Source organism: Acinetobacter sp. ABJ_C1_1 (genome assembly GCF_044684115.1).
Lineage (GTDB): Bacteria > Pseudomonadota > Gammaproteobacteria > Pseudomonadales > Moraxellaceae > Acinetobacter > Acinetobacter nosocomialis_A.
In genome coordinates this window covers 705,681-725,389 of the sequence record NZ_JBITPU010000001.1, presented here as the reverse complement: position 1 = coordinate 725,389, position 19,709 = coordinate 705,681, and the positions used below count along the sequence as shown (strand labels likewise).

Genomic DNA, 19,709 nt, shown 5'->3' with positions numbered 1-19,709 from the left:
GTTTTTTTAGTCTTGTTCCAATTCTTTACGAATAAGATCACGTATTTCTTCTGGAAGACGACGAGCTACCAGTTCTTTACTTAAACATGCCAACTCAACCTCGCCAGAAGCAAGCAAGATTTCACCACGATAAATATTTTGTTGCAACACAAATGACGCAGCTTTACATGAAACTACACGTGCTGTAACAGTAATTAGGTCATCCATTAAGATAGGGCGCATGTATTTTACGTCGATTTTGTGGACAACAAAGTTGTAGTCTTTTTGATGCCAGTAATGATCAACGCCAGAAGCACGGAGCCATTCTGTACGGGTACGTTCCATATAGCGAATGTGGTTGGCGTGGTAAACGATACCGCCTGCGTCCGTATCTTCGATATAAACACGAATATTGAATTCAAAATGATTCGCCATGAGAGTATTCCGTTTTAGTTCACTATAGAGCTTTATATTTAAAATATGACTGCTGAATAAAACATCAGTTCTAATCAAAGTCATACATCTGCTTTTAAATACGGGGCAGTTTAGCAGATTGCATACTAAGTCCTATGGCACAACCTTTCAATTGCGATTGCTCTATTTATAATCTAAAAACGGTACATCTTATGGCTAGCATGCTTTTGACTTAAGAGGGCTTCCATGAGGTTTGAACTTGTTTTGATATATTCGGATAATCTAATACGAATCTTACATGCAGCTCGGTTCCTGTTTTTAAGGCCTTGTCGTCTACAATAAAATAAGGACTATGATTTGGTGCAGCTTGAGTTAAGTCCTGATTTTCTGGTGTTGTGCCTAAGAAGACAAAGAATGACGGCATTAATTTTCCATAATAGGCAAAATCTTCACTTGCGCTTGCATTATGATCTAAAACATGAAGTTTTGAGTCTCCAACAACCTTGGCTAAAGTTGGCTGAATAAGCTGAGTCAGTGCTTTGTCATTCATGGTCACTGGAGCATAAGGTGCAATTTCAACTTTAGCAGTCACATCATTGGCTTGAGCATCGTGCTCTATCATGACTGGTAAACTTTTTAAAATATTTGCTCGTATTTGTTCGTTATTAGAGCGAATAGTCCCAACCATATTGACCTGTTCAGGGATAACATTTCCTGCTGTACCACCTTGAATATTACCAATACTCACTACGCCCATGCCTTGGGTAAGGTCGGTTCTCCGGCTAATAAGGCTCTGTAAATTATTAATCATTTGTGCCGATGCATAAATCGGATCTCTACCTAACCAAGGGGTAGAACCATGTACCTGCTTGCCGTTGACCTGAATACGTAAGTGGTCTGCACTATTTAAAATAGCGCCATCTTTATAATAAAGGTGGCCACTTTGCATACCAGAGATGACATGTATTCCAAAAATGGCTTCAGGTTTATAGTCTTTAAATGCTCCATCTGCGATCATTTTTCTGGAGCCGATTTGATCACCTTGTGTGAAGTTGTCTATATCTGCTCCACCTTCTTCCGCAGGTTGAAAAACAAAGACAACCGTACCTGATATTTTATCTTTATTGGCAGCTAGAATTTTTGCTGCACCTAATAACATTGCAGTGTGTGCATCATGTCCACATGCATGCATCACATAGGTTTCTTTACCTTGGTAAATTGCTTTTTGTTTACTCGCAAACGGAACACCACTTTTTTCCTCCATAGGTAGCGCATCCATATCTGCTCTAAGTGCAATAATAGGGCCGGGTTTATTACCTTTTAAAATACCTACAACACCTGTTTTTGCATAACCTGTTTTGACTTGAATGCCATAAGACTTTAATTCTTTTTGAACAAGCGCAGATGTCTTAACTTCCATATTGCCCAGTTCAGGATTTTGATGAATATGTTGTCTTAATTGAATGACCTGATTTTCATTTTGTTGTGCGGCATCTTTGACCCAATCTGCTAGGCTCAGTTGACTCATTAAGGCGAGTGGAAAAACTAAAGCGGCTTTCTTATACATGTCCTTATCCTAAAAATATTATTGTTCATAAGATTTAATATCTAGATTTCTTATAATTCAGTTTTTAAAAATATTAAAAAATCAATAAGGTATAAAGAAAGACTTAAAAGGTATGGAGTGGCTAAATTATTGATAAAGCAATTTTTATTTGAGTTGAGAAGAACAGTTAAATTAAAAAAAGGAAGAGAAAATTCTCTTCCTTTGATTAGTTTTTAGGCTCAGGTGGCGTCATGCCAAACTGTAAGTAAGACTGGTTGGTTGCAATGCGACCTCGTGCAGTACGCATAACATAACCTTGCTGAATTAAATAAGGTTCAATCACATCTTCAAGTGTTCCGCTATCTTCAGCCATAGCTGCTGCAAGCGCTTCAACTCCAGCAGGACCGCCATCAAAACGTTCGAGTAACATGCTCAAATAACGACGGTCTAGGGTATCTAAGCCAGCTTTATCAACATTGAGCATATCAAGCGCACGTTGTGCCATTTCATGAGTCACTTCACCTGTACCTTTCACTTGCGCATAGTCACGAACTCGACGTAATAAACGATTGGCAATACGCGGTGTACCACGTGAGCGACGAGCAACTTCCTCTGCACCTTCAACTGTAATCGGTACATCCATAAGGTTTGCAGAGCGCGACACAATATGAGTTAAGTCTTCTACAGAATAGAATTCAAGACGCTGCACAATACCAAAACGGTCACGTAGAGGGGAGGTGAGTAAGCCCGCACGTGTAGTTGCAGCTACAAGTGTAAAAGGTGGCAAATCGAGTTTAATTGAACGAGCAGCAGGGCCTTCACCAATCATGATGTCTAATTGGTAATCTTCCATAGCTGGATACAGAATTTCTTCAATTACTGGTGAAAGACGATGGATTTCATCAATAAATAAAACATCACCTTCTTCAAGGTTGGTGAGCATCGCTGCTAAATCACCAGCACGTTCTAAAACAGGCCCTGAAGTCGATTTGAGGTTACCACCCATTTCACGTGCAATAATGTTAGCAAGTGTGGTTTTACCTAAACCCGGTGGACCAAAAATCAGTGTGTGGTCGAGTGCTTCACCACGGCCACGAGCAGCGCCAATGAAAATTTCCATTTGCTCGCGTACAACTGGCTGCCCAATGTAATCGGCAAGTGAAGTTGGTCGGATAGCCCGATCAAAATGATCTTCAGGCTTTTCTGTTCCACTGATTAGACGGTCTTGCATAGGTGTGTTTACTTCATCATTGATTTAAGAGCAGCACGAATAATATCGACTGATTCAGTGTAGTCGGCTTTAACCGCAGCTACAGCTTTTTGTGCTTCAAGTGGCTTATAACCTAAAGATTGCAGCGCAGCTTCTGCTTCTGCAACAGGAGAGTTTGCAGCAAATTGAATTTGAGGCATGGTAGCCGCAGTTGAAGTGCCTTGAGCCAAGGTTTTAAAACGGTCACGAAGTTCGATCATTAAGCGCTCAGCTGTTTTTTTACCTACACCCGGAACTTTGACCAGCGTATTAATATCATCATGTTCAATAGTGTGAACCAATAACTCAACGCTTAACGTTGATAAAATACCTAATGCCATTTTCGGACCGACACCATTTACTTTTAATAAGGTGCGGAAAATAGTTTTTTCTTGAGCATCGCTAAAACCGTAGAGCTGCTGTGCATCTTCACGCACAACCAAATGCGTCCATAGCGTAACTTTCTGGCCTTTTTGTAATTGGCAAAATGTTGAAAGTGGCGTATCAATTTCATAGCCCACACCATTTACATTGAGTAAGACAGTAGGGGCTTCTAGGGCAAACACTTCGCCAATTAAACATCCGATCATGAAATTATCTTCTCAAATAAAATGAGTTAAAAATTAGGGTGCAATGTTATGCGCAATGCTTTTCATTGTCATAAACAATTTGTTTGGGTATTGGCCTAATGGCTGAAATCCATATTGTTGATAAAATTCTGCGACACCATCTTTTGCGTCAACAAGAACAAGAGGAAATCCTACTGTGGCACTGGCTTGGTATAAACGATGTAAGGCATCTAATAATAAAATTGCCCCTAAACCTTGTTTCTGAAAGTAAAGGTTATGATGTGCCATTGTGGCACATCATAACCAAAAGATAAATTAAGTCGTGAGATGATATATGTAGAGAAACATACTCAAATAAAAGAAAAAGTTTCAGTTTCCCAGCCTAAGAAATCTTCCCAGGTTTTTGTAACTTTATTCTGAGAATTTCCCTGAGTGATGACTTGATAATCGAATTTTTTAGCATTTTCCTGTGCAAAAATAATGATTGAATTTTGAGAACTTGAATCTTTAATTTCAAATTTTCCTGAAATAGGAAAATGAACATCCATTGTAAAAGGCTGTTCTTGATTATTAAAAGTCACTTCATAAGTGCCAATGGGACTATTTTTAACATGAAGTTTTCCTTTAGTCGATAACCACTTTATTTTATTTTCATCCTGATCTAATGTGATGTAATTTGCTGATTCAAAATCAGTTAAGGTATAGACAATAGTTGCAAAGCGATTTTCTCTGGTTTGAGAATAAACCACCAATTGATCTGTTTTATGTACAAATCTAATTTGGCTTGCTTGTTGTGCTGTAATTAAACGTTGACTGGTATGTGGTCGTACTGTAGTGGTGGTTATTCGTCCCATCCATGTTGTCTTATTACCTTCAATATATTCATTACCTTGTAGATATTGGATGCTTAGATTTAACTCAAGAGTTGATAGGCTGATATTTAAATTCTCCCTAATTATTGGTTCTGCTGGAATAATTTTAATATAACCATGTATCATTGCCTCTACTCCACCAAAATGATCCAGTTTACAGTTCTCAAATATAAAGCCATTCTTTTTTTGAGTAAAAGTACCTGATATTGGCGAGTTTTGTTGACAAAATTGAATTGCTCTTTCAGCAGCAGAGCGTGCTTGACCGACTAAAGAATCATCTGAATTGTCGATGGCAAGATTTAATGGTGCAGATAAAATTTCGTGGATAGTTTTATCATTGTTCCAGTTAAGCATTTAGTTGTTCTACCTATATGATATTTAAGATTTTATAGTCAAATATTTTATATTCTTGCCTATTTTTGTACAAGACTCTTAAATTGATTCATTTAAAAAAATCCTATTTTATTACCTTGTAGCTCTTGCGCCAAGCTATAAGCCTGATGATCTGAAAACTTACTAATAATATCGAGTACCTGCATGATATTGTTGTAGTGGTTGTTACTAAAGCGAGCACCGTATAAATGGAGAATAGACATTAAACGTTGCTCTTTAAAGCTTAAAGATTTATGCGGCATGGTTAATGGTACAAATGCGTCAAGAATAGTTTGCAAACTTTGATGAGCAATAATTTCTAAACCAGACTTCTGTGGGTGTTCAAATATTTTTTCACGAGCCAGATTTTTAGCTGTTTCAATCCCTTTAGCAATATCTGGCGAGCAGTATTGTAAAAGGCTTCCTTGAAGCTGACCTGTAATAATTTCATACTGATGCTTGGCAAAAGCTGTTGTGACTTCATCGACCAAACGTTTCATAACACGGCCACGTAATGCCGAGATTTTTTGTTGCCATGTACTGCTCGGCTGTGACAACTCTTCAGGTTGACCATAATCTGCAATTAAATTGAGAAAAATCGGCTCAACCTCTTGATAGTTCAGCATATTTAAAATAATGCCATCTTCTAAATCAATGAGGGCATAACAAATATCATCTGCTGCTTCTAATAAATAGGTGAGTGGATGGCGGCAGTAATGATATTCACCTAATTGAATGAGACCAAGCTGCTCAGCAATTTGCTTTAAAATTTCTTTTTCAGACTGATAACAACCAAATTTCGCCCGTTGGTGAGAGGGACGATCGCCTTGGGCAGCAATTGTTTTTGAAAGCCAAGGATACTTTAAATATGCGCCTAAGGTCGCATAAGTTAAACGCATACCACCATCGTCTGGATGGTAGTCAATACGAGTTAATAGGCGTAAACCTTGAGCATTGCCTTCAAACTGCCGAACATCGGCTTCTTCTTCGGGCGTTAATTTTTTTAGAAAATCATTATGTGATGCATCGTCAAACCATTCACGAATCGCATATTCACCAGCATGACCGAAGGGTGGGTTACCAATATCATGCGCAAGGCAGGCTGCTTGAATGATTGCGCCGACATCGGCAGGTGAAATCCAAACGGGCAATTCATCTTTTATTTTTTCGGCTGCAAGCATACCCATGGAACGGCCAATACAGGAAACCTCAAGGGAGTGAGTTAAACGGGTATGGATACCGTCATGCTGTGCTAGAGGGTGAACTTGAGTTTTACGGTTTAACTGACGAAAACTTTGAGAGAATATAATGCGGTCATAATCTTTATGAAATGGGCTACGAGCCAACTCTGTACTGCTTTTTTTACTGCCTAAACGAACCGCAGAAAGCAGTTCTAACCAACGCATTTGTTCCATTTATCATTATTCAAAACTATAAAGCCTGATCATGCCAAAAAAAACTTAAAAGCACTAGCGTGGTGCGACATAGTTTGTCTTAGTTCAGGTTTTATTATGTTATTGAATAAACATGAAACAATTTATTTTTACCTATAATGCTTAAAAAAATGATTTTGAACAAAAAACACATCACTTCTTGCAGAATTAGGTTACAGAATACTGATTCTACATCTAGCTGATTTTAGTAAGACGCAGTAGAATATGCGCTCTCTCTAAAGTCACATTGCGGTAAGGTTCACAAGACCTGCCCGTGGAGCCAAAATCAACATGTTTATCGTGGCCGGTGCAGCAGCACATTCTTCTTTTAAGAAAGCTCAACTATTAACACGTTTATCGTCAATTAGTTCTGTTCAATCTTTTGACAGCCAATGGGTCTATTTGTTTGATCAAGCGCTCAACGAGCAGCAACATCAATCTGCTTTGCAATTATTAAATGACGGTGAGTCTTTTGAACTTCGTCAACCTGCAAGTGATGAGATTCAGATTTTAGTAACACCACGTGTGGGTACTATTTCACCTTGGTCTTCTAAAGCAACTGATATTTTCAAGAACTGTAATACGCCAGTTCACCGTTTAGAACGTGGTCTTTTATTTACGTTAAAAGGTGTTTCTGAAATTTCTAATGAAGTAAAACAAGTACTTCATGACCGTATGACAGAAACTGTTTTTGCTCAAATTGATGATGCAAAAGCGCTCTTTTCAGAAACAGCTCCAAAACCTTTAAACTCAATTGATATCTTGGGTGAAGGTAAAGAAGCATTAGTAAAAGCTAACAACGAATTTGGTTTTGCTTTATCTGAACAAGAAATTGATTATTTAACCGAAGCGTTCACTCGACTTGGCCGTAACCCAAATGACATCGAGTTAATGATGTTTGCACAAGCAAACTCTGAACACTGTCGTCATAAAATCTTCGGTTCTGAATGGACAATTGATGGTGAAAAACAACCATTATCATTGTTCCAAATGATTAAAAATACTTATAAAGAATCACCAACTGATGTCTTATCAGCATATAAAGATAACGCTTCTGTAATTGTTGGTTATGACACCATGCGTTTTTATCCAAAAGCAGATGAAAATGGTCACTTTGTTTATAAATATAAGAGCCAAGCTGCTCATATTTTAATGAAGGTTGAAACTCACAACCACCCAACAGCAATTTCTCCATTTGCTGGTGCTGCAACTGGTTCAGGGGGTGAAATCCGTGATGAAGGTGCAACTGGTCGTGGTGGTAAACCAAAAGCTGGTTTAACAGGCTTTACAGTTTCTAACTTAAATATTCCTGGTTTTGAACAACCTTGGGAAGAAAACTACGGTAAACCTTCACGTATGGCATCGCCATTACAAATTATGATTGAAGGTCCATTAGGTGGCGCGGCATTTAACAATGAATTTGGTCGTCCTGCTTTAAATGGTTATTTCCGTACTTTCGAACAAAACGTAAATGGTGAAGTGAAGGGCTTCCATAAGCCAATCATGATCGCTGGTGGTTACGGTAACATTCGTCCTGACCATGTAGAAAAAGATGCGATTCAACCAGGTGACTTGCTCATTGTATTGGGTGGCCCTGCAATGTTAATCGGCCTTGGTGGCGGTGCAGCATCTTCTGTAGACAGCGGTACAATGGGTGAAAGCCTTGATTTCGCTTCTGTACAACGTGAAAACCCAGAAATGGAACGCCGTTGTCAAGAAGTGATCGATACATGCTGGCGCTTAGAAGACTTCAACCCAATCGTTTCTGTACACGACGTTGGGGCGGGTGGTCTATCAAATGCAATGCCTGAACTTGTAAATGACCACGAGTTAGGTGCAGTTCTTAATCTTCGTAAGATTCCTTCATTAGAGCCGGGCATGAGCCCAATGGAAATCTGGTCAAATGAAGCACAAGAGCGTTATGTTCTTGCAATTCGTCCGGAGTCTTTAGAACAGTTCGAAGCAATCTGTGCACGTGAACGTTGTCCATTTGCTGTTTTGGGTGAAGCAACAGAAACACGTCATTTAACTGTTGAAGATCCATTGTTCCAAAACAATGCAGTTGATATCCCAATGCAAGTGATGCTTGGTGGTACACCGCGTATGCAACGTTCTTATGAAACAATTGAGCGTAAAGGTAACGAATTTGACGCTTCAAAAGTTGATTTGAAAGATGCGATTTTCCGTGTATTGAAAAATCCTACAGTTGCGTCTAAGTCATTCTTGATCACCATTGGTGACCGTTCAATTACTGGTATGGTTGCACGTGACCAAATGGTTGGTCGTTGGCAGATTCCTGTTGCAGATGCAGCAGTAACAACTACAAGCCTACAAGGCTTCACTGGTGAAGCAATGGCAATGGGTGAGCGTCCACCAGTTGCATTGTTAAATCCAGCAGCGTCTGCTCGTTTGGCAGTTGCTGAAGCAATTACCAATATTGCATGTGCAAACATTGAACAAATTAGCGATATCAAACTTTCTGCAAACTGGATGGCTGCTGCTGGTCAAAAAGGTGAAGACCAAGCATTGTTTGAAGGTGTAAAAGCGATTGGTATGGAAATGTGTCCTGCTTTAGGAATTGCGATTCCTGTAGGTAAAGATTCACTTTCAATGCGTACCACTTGGAACGACAACGGCGAAGATAAAGCTGTAACATCTCCAATGACTGGTGTAATTACTGCATTTGCTCCTGTAGCTGATGTTCGTAAGACTTTAACACCTGAACTTAAGAATTTAGAAGATTCAGTACTTGTACGTATTGATTTATCTAAAGGACAATTCCGTTTGGGCGGTTCGATTCTTGCTCAAGTATATAAAGCAATTGGTTCAATCACTCCTGATGTTGATAGTTTTGATGATTTCAAAGCGTTCTTTGCTTTAATTCAAGACTGGAATAACCGTGGCTTGATTCAAGCTTACCATGACATCGGTGATGGTGGTTTACTCGCAACTGTAGCTGAAATGATGTTTGCTTCACGTTTAGGTGTGGCATTAGAAAACCAAACTACTGCGGGCTTATTTGCAGAAGAAATTGGTGCAGTAGTTCAAATCAAAGCAGCTGATTGGGAAGCTTTACAAGCAGAAGTTGCTGCTTCTAGCTTGAAAGACGCAATTGCTGTAGTTGGTCGCGTAAATAATACTGATCAATTATCTGTAAATGGCTTAACTTTAGAGCGTGCAGATTTACAACAGGCTTGGTCTGAAGTATCTCATCAGATCCAACGTTTACGTGATAACGTTGAAACTGCTGACCAAGAATTTGCTTTAATTACTGATAAATCACATCAGGGTTTAATTGCAAAACCTACATTTGACTTAAATGAACCTATCGAAGCACCGTTTATTAATAGCCGTCGTCCGAATATGGCAATCTTGCGTGAGCAGGGTGTAAATGGTCATATTGAAATGGCAGCAGCTTTCGATAAAGTTGGCTTTAACACAATTGACGTACACATGAGCGACTTACTTGCTGGTCGTGTGAGCCTAAGTGATTTCGAAGGTTTAGTGACTTGTGGCGGTTTCTCTTACGGTGACGTAATGGGTGCAGGCGGTGGCTGGGCAAAATCAGTTCTGTTCAATGCGAAGTTACGTGATCAGTTTGAGCAATTCTTCCAGCGTGAAGGTACGTTTAGCTTAGGTATCTGTAATGGTTGCCAAATGTTGTCACAGTTAGCACCGCTTATTCCGGGTGCTGAACACTGGCCACGTTTCCACCGCAATATGTCAGAAGTTTTTGAAGCGCGTAGCGTAAACGTTCGTGTTGAAAAATCTGTTTCTGTATTACTTGATGGTATGGAAGGTTCGATTTTACCAATTGCTGTTGCACATGGTGAAGGTCGTGCAGTTGCGAGTGAAGCTGATATTGCAAGCTTGAATGCAGCGAACCAAGTTGCGTTACGTTATGTTGACAGTCATGGTAACCCGACTCAACATTATCCATTGAACCCGAACGGCTCGCCAGAAGCGATTACGGGCGTAACATCTAAAGATGGTCGTGCAACGATTATGATGCCGCACCCAGAGCGTACTTTCCGTGCCATTCAACACTCTTGGAGTCCAGAAGAGTGGACTGAAGACGGTGCATGGTTACGTATGTTCCGTAACGCACGTAAGTTTATCGGTTAATATAAAAATTGAAATAAGCCACCGAAAGGTGGCTTATTTGTATGTAGTACAATGTGAGTAGAATAAATAGTAGAGAAGAAAAATGAAATCAAAAATCCATTTCCGTGAGTTTGCACTTCTGATGGCATTGCTCATGTCGATTGTTTCTTTTTCAATAGATGCTGTCTTGCCGGCTTTAGGCGAGATTGGACGAGTTTTTGACTTAAAGAATAATAATCAGACACAGTGGGTCATTATTGGCATTTTTTCCGGTATGACGATAGGGCAACTCATTGCGGGACCACTATCTGATGCGATTGGTCGTAAACGCATTTTATTTGCTGGGATCATCATTTACTTTTTGGGAAGTTTATTGTGCTTTACCACACAAAGTTTTGAATGGTTTTTAGTAGGGCGCTTTATTCAAGGTATTGGCGTTTCAGGGCCTTACGTCGCATCTATTTCGATTGTACGAGATAAATACAGCGGCGCTCAAATGGCCCGTATTATGTCCTTAATCATGATGGTATTTATGGTCGCTCCAGCGATTGCACCAAGTCTGGGACAGCTTATTATTCATTTCTTTGGTTGGCGTGACATTTTCGTTTTATATATGGTCTATGCCACAGTCGTTGGGGCATGGGTCGCTTTACGATTAGAAGAGACGCTACTTCCTGAAAACCGTTTACCTATGCGTTTACAAGCATTTCAAGAGGGCTTTAAAGAAGTCGTAAGTAATAAGACCACCATGAGTTATTTGCTATGTGCAGGTTTTTGCTTTGGTGGATTTATCGGCTATTTGGGAACTTCTCAACAAATTTTTATGCAGCAGTTTGGTAAAACAGGACAAGAATTTAGTGCTTACTTTGCTGTGCTTGCGGGTGTGATGGGAATTGCTTCATTTACCAACTCTAAAATTGTGATGAAGTTTGGTATGCGTCCAATTTGTATTTATGGCTTTCTAGGTTTGTGCTTAATTTCTTTGGTTTTCTTAGGAATTCAACTTTTAGGCGTGGCTGTATCATTCTGGATGTTTATGCTTTATGCCTGCATTTTATTTTTATTATTTGGAACTTTATTTGGTAATTTAAACGCGATTGCAATGGAACCAATGGGACATGTTGCCGGCATGGCATCGGCTATTATTGGTGCAGCCTCGTCTGTATTGTCACTTATTCTAGCCTCTATTATTGGGCAGTTATATAACGGTACATTGATTCCAATGACTTGCGGCTTCGTCATTTTATGTGGTTTAGCCTTTATGATGACTGTATATGAGAATAGATATTTAAAGAAATCTAATGCCTAAAAGAGTTAAGAAATAATGATAGCTCACTGAATTTTAAAAGTTCTTTGAGCTTAAGGTCAGTGATTATAGTTCTATAAAATTTAAGAAAATTTGTAAGAGTATAGACATATGTGTATTTAACCCCTTATGCTTGGTTCGAGGTTGGTTCAATTTTTGCTTTCTCTGTAACAACGATAAAAATCGGAGATCAAAATGATGAAAAACAAAAATCACATAAGAACGATGTACACAAGAGATAAAGGTTGGCGCTTATTTGGCTTGGCGCTTGCCCTACAAATACTTTTTATTGGAGCAAATTATTTGGTAATGATGAGCTGACTTTGATTTAGAAGCTTTTTTAACGGTATGATTTAAAGCAAGTTTACTAGTTTTGAGTCATTCTACTTATGTTAAAGCTGATTTATTACGTGCCTGATTCACATCTTGAGTCGACTAAACAGTCCATATTTACTGCTGGAGCAGGTGGTATCGGTAATTATGAACACTGTGCATGGCAAGTGAAAGGAATAGGGCAGTTTAAACCAGTCAAAGGCGCTGATCCTTATATTGGAGAGTTGGGAGAACTCGAACAAGTTGAAGAATGGCGTGTTGAAACAATTGTACTTGAAGAAAAAGCAAGTGAGGTTGCGAAAGCATTAAAGGCAAGCCATCCTTACGAAGAGCCTGCCTTTGAGTTTATTCAAATCATAGAAGTTGATTTTTAATTAAACTGTGAAAAGTCCGGTTTACGTTTTTGCATAAATGCCTGCACAGCTTCTAGCATTTCTGGTGATTGAACGCGTTGCATAAAGATTTCTGCTTCATGGTCAATACATTCAATAATCTGATCTAAATCATGTTTCATTAATGCTTTGGTTTGTTTTAATGAAGCAAGCGGTAAAGCTGTTAAGTGTTGGGCAGTTGCCTGAGCAGTGGCATAAGCATCTTCAACGATTTCATTAACTAAACCAGCTTGTACAGCAGTTTCTGCATTAAACTTTTTGGCAGTAAACAGTAGTTCAGCTGCTTTGTGATAACCTGCTTGCTTAACCAATAATTGACTTGCACCACCTTCAGGAGAAAGCCCAAGGCTAACAAAAGGAATTTGAAAGAGGGCCGTATTGTCGGCAAAAACGAGGTCTGCCTGTAATAAAATCGTAACACCAATACCAATTGCCACGCCTTTTACTGCAATAATAAGCGGCTTCGATAATCTGGCAGCAGATTTAAGGAGTACAAATGGAGGAACTTGACCTGCTGGACCAGCATTCGGATTTTGTACAAAACCCATAAAATCTTTCATGTCATTACCAGCGGTAAAGTCATGTTCGGCACCACGTAGAACAATTACTCGTATATCTTTATTTTGGTCGGCTTCATCAAGTGCTTTGGCAATCCATAAGTAAAGTTCGCCATATAATGCATTTTTTGCTTCTGGGCGATTTATGGCTAAGGTGAGTACGCCACCTTCTAAATTTGCTTGTAAATGTTGATGAGGTTGTTGAATACAGCTAAGTGTCATCGTACTATCCTTGCTTTAAACCACGTTGTTGATTTTTAGGTTCTCATTATGGCGCATATTTTTTGTAATGAGCGTAACTGGTGAGTTCATAAAAAGTGAAAAACTAATTATGTATACATTTGACTATCTCGTTTTTATAGGTCGTTTTCAGCCATTTCATTTGGCACATATGCAAACGATTGAAATTGCACTGCAACAAAGTCGCTATGTGATTTTGGCTTTAGGTTCTGCCCAAATGGAACGTAATATAAAAAATCCGTTTCTTGCAATTGAACGAGAACAAATGATTTTATCTAATTTTTCATTAGATGAGCAAAAGCGCATTCGTTTTGTACATGTCGTCGATGTTTACAATGATGAGAAGTGGGTAAAACAAGTCAAATCATTAGTAAATGGTGTAATAGAACCGAACTCAAAAGTTGGTTTGATTGGCCACTTCAAAGATGAGTCATCTTATTATTTACGACTATTTCCAGAATGGGTGATGGTCGAACTTGATAGCTTAAAAGATTCAATTTCTGCAACTCCAATGCGTGAAGCTTATTATCGTGGTGAAATCCAAACGGAATTTTTTCCTGTAGGAACGATTAAATTTTTAGATGAATTTAAAGAGACGGAAGTTTATGCTGAATTACAACGCAAATATCTCATAGATGATAAAAGTAATTTAAATTAAATCAGTTTGTGGCCTTAATTCTTGAATCAGAAAATCAATAAAAACACGAATATGAAAAGATTCGTGTTTTTTATGTGGGTAGAGGAGAGAAAAAGGACGCGAAGTTCCTGAAAATTTTGTAAGAACCTCAAGCAATTCTCCATTTTTAAGCTCTTTTTCTACTATAAAACGGTAGGTTTGTAATAATCCTGCACTATGTTTTGCTAAGGTGACAGTACCTAAAATATCATCTAAACAACGAATCTTACCTATGCTTTGATATTCAATAGTTTGATTTGAATTGAATAACCAAGGTACATTTTTTCCTGTACTAGGTAACACAAATTGAATGCATTGATGATGCTGTAAATCGTCAAGGGTCTGCGGTGTGCCGAAATTTTTTAAATATTCTGGCGAAGCCACCACAATTAGCTCAGCTTGTTCAAGTTGACGTGCAATCAAATTCGAATCAGCAAATTGTCGTCCACGAATTGCTAAGTCATATCCTTCCGCAATAAAGTCCACATTTTTATTGGTTAGTTGAACATCAACTTCGATGGCAGGATATTGTCGTGAGAATTTTGCTAATAATGGCAATATTCGGTAATGCCCATAAGGTGTTGGTACGCTGATTCGAATCAAACCTGAGGGTTGTTGCTTTTGGTTTTTAAGTTGTTGCTCAGCTTCTAAAATTTGATTTAATGCTTGTTTACATTCCTCAAAATACATTTTTCCTTGTGGTGTCAAACGTACTTGTCGAGTCGTTCTCATAAAAAGTGGTGTTGCTAAATGTTTTTCTAATCGGGCAATTGAACGGCTTACCGCTGCTGGACTAACACCTGCATGAAGTGCTGCTTTGGAAAAGCTTTCGTTTTCTGCGACTAAGCAAAATAGCTCTACGCTACTAAACATCATTCTTTTTAGCTGTTGAGCCATTTATTACACCATGTAAAAAATGATTTGAGTTCTGGGCTATTTAAGCACATATAAGTAAACAATAAGATGATTTTCATACCTTATATGGAGTTATTTTATGAAACTATTTTATTCACCAAATGCCTGTTCTTTAGCGCCACATATTGTTTTAAGAGAGTTAGGATTTCCATTTGAATTAACCAAGGTTGATTTACACCAGCATTTAACAGAAAAGGGTGAAGACTTTTATCAACTTAATAAAAAAGGACAAGTCCCTTTATTACAGCTTGATGATGGTTCATTGTTAACGGAAGGAGCTGTAATTAGCCAATTTCTTGTTGATCAATCGTCACGAAAAGATTTATTAGCTGAAATAAATACCGCCGATCGTTACAAGACTCTCTCATGGATGAATTTTATTGCTTCTGAAATTCATAAAGCGTATTCACCATTTTTTAATGAATCTTACAGTGAAAAAAGTAAAAACATATATAGCAGAACCCTCAATAAGCACTATGCATGGGTCGATCAACAATTAAATGGGCAAAATTACTTAACAGGAACCAACTTTACGATTGCTGATATTTATCTTTTTGTTGTCACACGCTGGGCTGATTTTATTGGCCTTGATTTAGCACACTTTAGCCATTTAGCCAGTTTTATGAACAGAATTTCTGAGCGCCAAACAGTTCAAGATGCAATTGCAGCCGAAGCAGCCTAATTCTTTTGTTATTAAATAAAATTATAAAAGGAGGTCTATATGCCTTATATTTTAATTCAAATTACCAAAGAAAATGTCTCAATACAGCAAAAACAGCAATTAATTCAAGAAGCAACAGAGCTTATGGTTCGTGTACTTGATAAAGATCCTGCAACTACATTTGTAGTCATTGATGAGGTTGAAACTGATAACTGGGGTGTTGCAGGTGAAACTGTTTCTGCGATACGAAAAAGACAAAGTTTGAGTACTTAAAATGCAAAATAATCCGATTACTGAGATTCAGAAACAACTAGAACAATATTTTGATGGTTTGTATTTTTGTGATGTGCAACTTCTAAATAATGTTTTTCATCCTGATGCCATATATATCAATGTAACCGAGCAACCCGTACTACGACTTAGCATGGCTGAATATTTTCCAATTGTTGCGAGTCGGATTTCTCCAGCTTCAAAGCAACAAACACGACAGGATAAAATCAGTTCAATCAATTTGATTCATGAACGGTTGGCGCTAGTCCATGTTGAATGCGTTATCCACCCTAAATATTTTTATGATGCAATTACATTGGTGTTTGAAGATGATCAATGGAGAATTATATCGAAAGTATTCCATTATCAAATTTTAGCTGACTGAATGATTAAGCATCTGCCCAAAAGATAATTCGGTTGGAAAAAGGATCGGTGATGCTGAGTTCAAGTGTTTCCCAATCTGTTTTTTCAACCTGAGGCTTAGAAAATTTATAATCTTTTTGACTGAGTTCACTATGTAACTCATAAATATGTTCCCAATAAATACGGATTGCGCTATGCGGACTCGCATCTCCAAAATGCTCAGAGAGATGGATGATGCAATCTTCTTTAGAAATTTGTAAATATAACGGGAAGTTATCTTCAAATTGATGTTGCCAATCAAGCTGAAAACCTAAGAACTCAAGATAAAATGATTGAGCTAAATCAACATCAAAAATTCTTAAAATTGGAGTGATTGAACCAGTTTGCATCATTTTTCCTTTTAACGCGTACCAAATTGTTGAGTCCAATAACTCTTTTGCTTTACAGACTGATCAGAAGCACACGCGATTGCGTAAGTGGTGAATTTTGGATTCATTAGATTACTACAATGCAAGGGACTTGTTAGCCATTTAGACATAACTTGCCCTAAAGTTTTTTGGCCACTAGCGACATTTTCACCATTGGCTTTACCGAGTGTATTGTAAATTTTTAAACGTGATTTTAAGTCCAGCCCCGTTGAGCCAACATGCCCGAGAAAGTTGTGTGCAGCCATATCTTCACTATGAGAAAGTGCGCCTTTATATAAATTATTACTCCAGCTCAACGGTTTAGTTGCGGGGAAATACTGTTGACCACATTGACGTGATTGCTGACGGATCTGATTAATTGTGTTAAGTACAGCTTGTTGATAGCCTGGGTTTTGTAAATCTTGGCAGCTTATTTCATTGGAATTGTTTTGAATTTGAGCAATTGATGTGGTGCTATCAGTGGGTATTGCTAATGTATTTGCACTACATGCACCGATAAAAAGAGTAATAGGCAGCAAAGAGCAGGTTTTGAGTAGACTCATATCATTGCCTTAAAATAATTATTCTAATGTTTTTATGATACGCCAAAGTCAAAGTATTGGGTAATGCTTTGCAAACAAAAAGCGAGTATTCAACTCGCTTTTTATTACTTAAGTTTATTAAGCTGATTGCAATGCTTTTAAGTCTTCTAGAACTTGTTCTGCATGGCCAGCAGCTTTTACTTTACGGTAGCTTTTAACTAAAGTTTTGTTATGAAAAATGAAAGTAGAGCGCTCAATACCCATTACTTTTTTTCCATACATATTCTTTTCTTTAATCACATCAAAGTGATTGCAAAGTACTTCTTCTTTATCACTAATGAGATCAATGGTCAGTGCTTGCTTTTCTGTAAAGTTTTGGTGGGCTTTCACTGAGTCGCGCGAAACACCGTAAATACGAGCACCTAAAGTATCAAACTGGTCTTTTAAACAAGAAAAACCGACAGCTTGTGTAGTACAGCCTGGAGTTGAATCTTTAGGGTAGAAGTAAATAATCAGCCATTCATTGTCGACTTCAGTTAAATTAACTTCGCCGTGTGTCGTTGGGAAAACCTGATTTGGCAGTTGAATATTTTCAGACATTTCTTATCCTTTAAAAGTTAAATTTGATCTAATTCAAGTGGTAGAAAAGCATATTCTTCATGATAAACAATATCGAGTTTTCTTACAGGAATAGCTTTGTTAAAAATTGGACCATCAATGACAGTGGTATGAAATTCACCGCCTTCACCGCATGGATCAATACCACGGTTCTCAAGCTCTTGGATATATTCTAAAGATAAAACTTGACCTAAATCTTCTACTTTCATTCCTAGTTTGAGATTAACAGTGACAATTACACTTTTAAATCCAAGTTGAATAAACTCTTCAACAACTTCACGGTGCGGACGCAGCCAGAGTGGCATGCCTAATTTAAGCCCCACTGTTTGAGTGACACGGTCATGCCAACAACCATGTTCAGGCATATCTAAATCACCTGTAACCAGTACCTCTGCACCTTTTTGTTTGGCTTCATTCAGTAAGCTAATGAATTTAGTTTCATAGTCATTCCAACTAGACGAAGCCATAAATACAGGTAAGCCAATTGCTTGTGCTTGCGCCTGAATAATATCAAGTGGCATTGCATGTGAACGAGAGCGTTGACCATGCTCTTCTAACATAACGATTAAACCAATTACCTTGCCAGTTTTCACAGCATGGTAGAGTGCAAGAGAACTGTCTTTGCCTCCACTAAATGAGACAATAGATCGTTTATCTGTTGCGTTGGTTTTCCATTGTTCTTGCATGGTTTATTTCGAATGGCGAGATCGGTGTCATTTTAACAGAGCTATAAAAAAAGCCTGCATAAATGCAGGCTTAATTTGGAGCAACAAAAGCTTATTTTTTAGGAGCTTGTTGTTGAGCCGCTTTCATTGCTTCTTCAGTTAATTTCTCAAGCTTAGTTGTTAACTGAGGACCGAAACATGCTTTAAGATCACGGTTTTGTTGTTGTACAAAAGCTAAAGAGCTTGGGCTTTTCTTCGCATTGATTGCGCTTTGGATTTCCCATTTTTGTGCTTCAGTCACTTTACCTTGAGCATCAACTTGGCAGCTACAGAATTTGCTAACTTCAGCTGAACTTAATTTACCGCCTTTTGCAGTTTGGTCTTTACAAACGTTGATTAATGCACCTTTAACGTTAGTGCTTTTATATGCTGCTTGAACTGGGTTTTCAGCTGCTTGAGCAGAACCAGCCATAAGTGCAGCTGCTGAGAATAAAGATGAAAGAATAAGATTTGATTTTAACAACTTCATAAATTTTACCTACTTATTGCGGTATATAGCGTGTTGGATCGGTAACGCCGGCATCGATAAAGCCTTCTTTACGCAAACGGCAACTGTCACACTTGCCACACGCACGTCCTTGAGCATCTGCTTGGTAGCAAGATACCGTTTGGCTATAGTCTACGCCATGTTCAATCCCTAAACGTATAATATTCGCTTTGGATAAATGTAACAGGGGTGTTTCAAATTTAAGTGGTTTTCCTTCAACACCAGCTTTGGTTGCTAAACGAGCCATATTGGCAAAAGCATCAATAAATTCTGGGCGACAATCAGGATATCCTGAATAATCAACAGCATTGATACCAATCACAATCGCTTCAGCATTGAATACTTCAGCCGCAGCTAAGGCATATGAAAGGAAAATTGTGTTACGTGCTGGTACATAAGTTACAGGAATGCCTTCTTGTAATTGTTCTGGTACAGCAATGTTATGGTCTGTAAGTGCAGATCCACCTAAATTGGCTAAATCGATATTAATTACGCGATGTTCAACACCTGCACGCTGAGCTAATGCTTTGGCTGCATCAAGTTCAGTGGTTGAGCGTTGACCATACATAAAGCTAATAGCGATACATTCATAGCGCGCTTGTGCCCAAGCTAGGCAAGTGGTTGAGTCTAAGCCGCCTGAAAGTAAAACAATGGCACGAGGGCGCATATTTTTCTCCAT

The 19,709-nt window shown here is 38.4% G+C and carries 23 protein-coding genes; 8 read left to right on the top strand and 15 right to left on the bottom strand.

Features of this window, described 5'->3' with window-relative positions; all coding sequences use genetic code 11:
• Positions 1-6: 6 nt before the first annotated feature.
• The 7 genes from ybgC to ACG59Z_RS03495 form a co-directional block, all read right to left on the bottom strand.
• On the bottom strand, positions 7-414 hold the full coding sequence (ybgC, locus tag ACG59Z_RS03525; protein WP_004699892.1) for a tol-pal system-associated acyl-CoA thioesterase: 408 nt from the start codon (positions 412-414) through the stop codon (positions 7-9).
• Positions 415-625: 211 nt separating this feature from the next.
• Positions 626-1,960, bottom strand: coding sequence for a M20 family metallopeptidase (locus tag ACG59Z_RS03520; protein WP_400197952.1), 1,335 nt, complete (start codon positions 1,958-1,960; stop codon positions 626-628).
• A 205-nt stretch (positions 1,961-2,165) separates the two neighbouring features.
• Entirely contained in the window at positions 2,166-3,170 is a 1,005-nt protein-coding gene (ruvB, locus tag ACG59Z_RS03515) for a Holliday junction branch migration DNA helicase RuvB (protein ID WP_002052424.1), read from the bottom strand.
• Between the two features lie 8 nt (positions 3,171-3,178).
• Positions 3,179-3,778 carry a Holliday junction branch migration protein RuvA gene (gene ruvA, locus ACG59Z_RS03510; protein ID WP_400197951.1) on the bottom strand — a complete coding sequence of 200 codons (600 nt, stop codon included), beginning with the start codon at positions 3,776-3,778 and terminating at the stop codon, positions 3,179-3,181.
• Between the two features lie 33 nt (positions 3,779-3,811).
• Positions 3,812-4,045: a hypothetical protein gene (locus ACG59Z_RS03505; RefSeq protein WP_400197950.1), complete on the bottom strand. Its 234-nt coding sequence runs from the start codon at positions 4,043-4,045 to the stop codon at positions 3,812-3,814.
• A 62-nt stretch (positions 4,046-4,107) separates the two neighbouring features.
• On the bottom strand, positions 4,108-4,983 hold the full coding sequence (locus ACG59Z_RS03500; RefSeq protein ID WP_191012007.1) for a hypothetical protein: 876 nt from the start codon (positions 4,981-4,983) through the stop codon (positions 4,108-4,110).
• 92 nt (positions 4,984-5,075) lie between these two features.
• On the bottom strand, positions 5,076-6,416 hold the full coding sequence (locus tag ACG59Z_RS03495) for a deoxyguanosinetriphosphate triphosphohydrolase (RefSeq protein ID WP_400197949.1): 1,341 nt from the start codon (positions 6,414-6,416) through the stop codon (positions 5,076-5,078).
• Between the two features lie 309 nt (positions 6,417-6,725).
• Here ACG59Z_RS03495 and purL point away from each other — a divergent pair, with 309 nt between their 5' ends.
• The 4 genes from purL to ACG59Z_RS03475 all read left to right on the top strand — a co-directional run bounded on the left by purL (position 6,726) and on the right by ACG59Z_RS03475 (position 12,551).
• Positions 6,726-10,559 (top strand): phosphoribosylformylglycinamidine synthase, encoded by a 3,834-nt coding sequence (gene purL / locus ACG59Z_RS03490; protein WP_400197948.1) that lies wholly within the window; start codon positions 6,726-6,728, stop codon positions 10,557-10,559.
• Positions 10,560-10,641: 82 nt separating this feature from the next.
• The gene (locus tag ACG59Z_RS03485; protein WP_400197947.1) at positions 10,642-11,847 is read left to right on the top strand and encodes a multidrug effflux MFS transporter; all 1,206 of its coding nucleotides are present in this window, start codon (positions 10,642-10,644) and stop codon (positions 11,845-11,847) included.
• 192 nt (positions 11,848-12,039) lie between these two features.
• Entirely contained in the window at positions 12,040-12,165 is a 126-nt protein-coding gene (locus ACG59Z_RS03480) for a KGW motif small protein (protein ID WP_400197946.1), read from the top strand.
• A 68-nt stretch (positions 12,166-12,233) separates the two neighbouring features.
• A complete protein-coding gene (locus tag ACG59Z_RS03475; protein ID WP_400197945.1) occupies positions 12,234-12,551 on the top strand; it encodes an NGG1p interacting factor NIF3 in 318 nt (105 codons plus the stop codon).
• On the opposite strand, the gene ACG59Z_RS03470 is transcribed toward ACG59Z_RS03475, so the two are convergent.
• Entirely contained in the window at positions 12,548-13,348 is an 801-nt protein-coding gene (locus ACG59Z_RS03470) for an enoyl-CoA hydratase-related protein (RefSeq protein ID WP_400197944.1), read from the bottom strand. The genes ACG59Z_RS03475 and ACG59Z_RS03470 overlap by 4 nt on opposite strands.
• 109 nt (positions 13,349-13,457) lie before the next feature.
• On the opposite strand from ACG59Z_RS03470, the gene ACG59Z_RS03465 reads away from it, so the two are divergent.
• The gene (locus ACG59Z_RS03465; RefSeq protein WP_400197943.1) at positions 13,458-14,024 is read left to right on the top strand and encodes a nicotinate-nicotinamide nucleotide adenylyltransferase; all 567 of its coding nucleotides are present in this window, start codon (positions 13,458-13,460) and stop codon (positions 14,022-14,024) included.
• On the opposite strand, the gene ACG59Z_RS03460 is transcribed toward ACG59Z_RS03465, so the two are convergent.
• Entirely contained in the window at positions 14,016-14,939 is a 924-nt protein-coding gene (locus ACG59Z_RS03460) for a LysR family transcriptional regulator (RefSeq protein ID WP_400197942.1), read from the bottom strand. The two genes, ACG59Z_RS03465 and ACG59Z_RS03460, sit on opposite strands and share 9 nt — an antisense overlap.
• A 97-nt stretch (positions 14,940-15,036) precedes the next feature.
• Here ACG59Z_RS03460 and gstA point away from each other — a divergent pair, with 97 nt between their 5' ends.
• From gstA to ACG59Z_RS03445, 3 genes are read left to right on the top strand one after another with little or no spacing between them, the layout of a single operon-like run.
• Complete coding sequence (gene gstA, locus ACG59Z_RS03455; protein ID WP_400197941.1) at positions 15,037-15,639, top strand: glutathione transferase GstA; 603 nt, start codon at positions 15,037-15,039, stop codon at positions 15,637-15,639.
• Positions 15,640-15,678: 39 nt separating this feature from the next.
• Positions 15,679-15,891 carry a 2-hydroxymuconate tautomerase family protein gene (locus ACG59Z_RS03450; RefSeq protein ID WP_400197940.1) on the top strand — a complete coding sequence of 71 codons (213 nt, stop codon included), beginning with the start codon at positions 15,679-15,681 and terminating at the stop codon, positions 15,889-15,891.
• Between the two features lies 1 nt (position 15,892).
• Positions 15,893-16,273, top strand: coding sequence for a nuclear transport factor 2 family protein (locus ACG59Z_RS03445; RefSeq protein WP_400197939.1), 381 nt, complete (start codon positions 15,893-15,895; stop codon positions 16,271-16,273).
• Between the two features lie 4 nt (positions 16,274-16,277).
• Here the strand turns inward: ACG59Z_RS03445 and ACG59Z_RS03440 are convergent, their stop codons facing one another.
• From ACG59Z_RS03440 to queC, 6 genes are all read right to left on the bottom strand, one after another.
• The gene (locus ACG59Z_RS03440; RefSeq protein WP_400197938.1) at positions 16,278-16,640 is read right to left on the bottom strand and encodes a glyoxalase superfamily protein; all 363 of its coding nucleotides are present in this window, start codon (positions 16,638-16,640) and stop codon (positions 16,278-16,280) included.
• Between the two features lie 11 nt (positions 16,641-16,651).
• Positions 16,652-17,221 carry a CAP domain-containing protein gene (locus ACG59Z_RS03435; protein WP_400197937.1) on the bottom strand — a complete coding sequence of 190 codons (570 nt, stop codon included), beginning with the start codon at positions 17,219-17,221 and terminating at the stop codon, positions 16,652-16,654.
• Between the two features lie 117 nt (positions 17,222-17,338).
• Positions 17,339-17,800 (bottom strand): peroxiredoxin, encoded by a 462-nt coding sequence (locus ACG59Z_RS03430; RefSeq protein ID WP_400197936.1) that lies wholly within the window; start codon positions 17,798-17,800, stop codon positions 17,339-17,341.
• Positions 17,801-17,817: 17 nt separating this feature from the next.
• Complete coding sequence (locus ACG59Z_RS03425; protein ID WP_311086794.1) at positions 17,818-18,504, bottom strand: diphthine--ammonia ligase; 687 nt, start codon at positions 18,502-18,504, stop codon at positions 17,818-17,820.
• Between the two features lie 91 nt (positions 18,505-18,595).
• Positions 18,596-19,012, bottom strand: coding sequence for a hypothetical protein (locus ACG59Z_RS03420; protein WP_263614363.1), 417 nt, complete (start codon positions 19,010-19,012; stop codon positions 18,596-18,598).
• Positions 19,013-19,025: 13 nt separating this feature from the next.
• Entirely contained in the window at positions 19,026-19,697 is a 672-nt protein-coding gene (gene queC / locus ACG59Z_RS03415) for a 7-cyano-7-deazaguanine synthase QueC (protein ID WP_001247780.1), read from the bottom strand.
• Positions 19,698-19,709 lie beyond the last annotated feature (12 nt).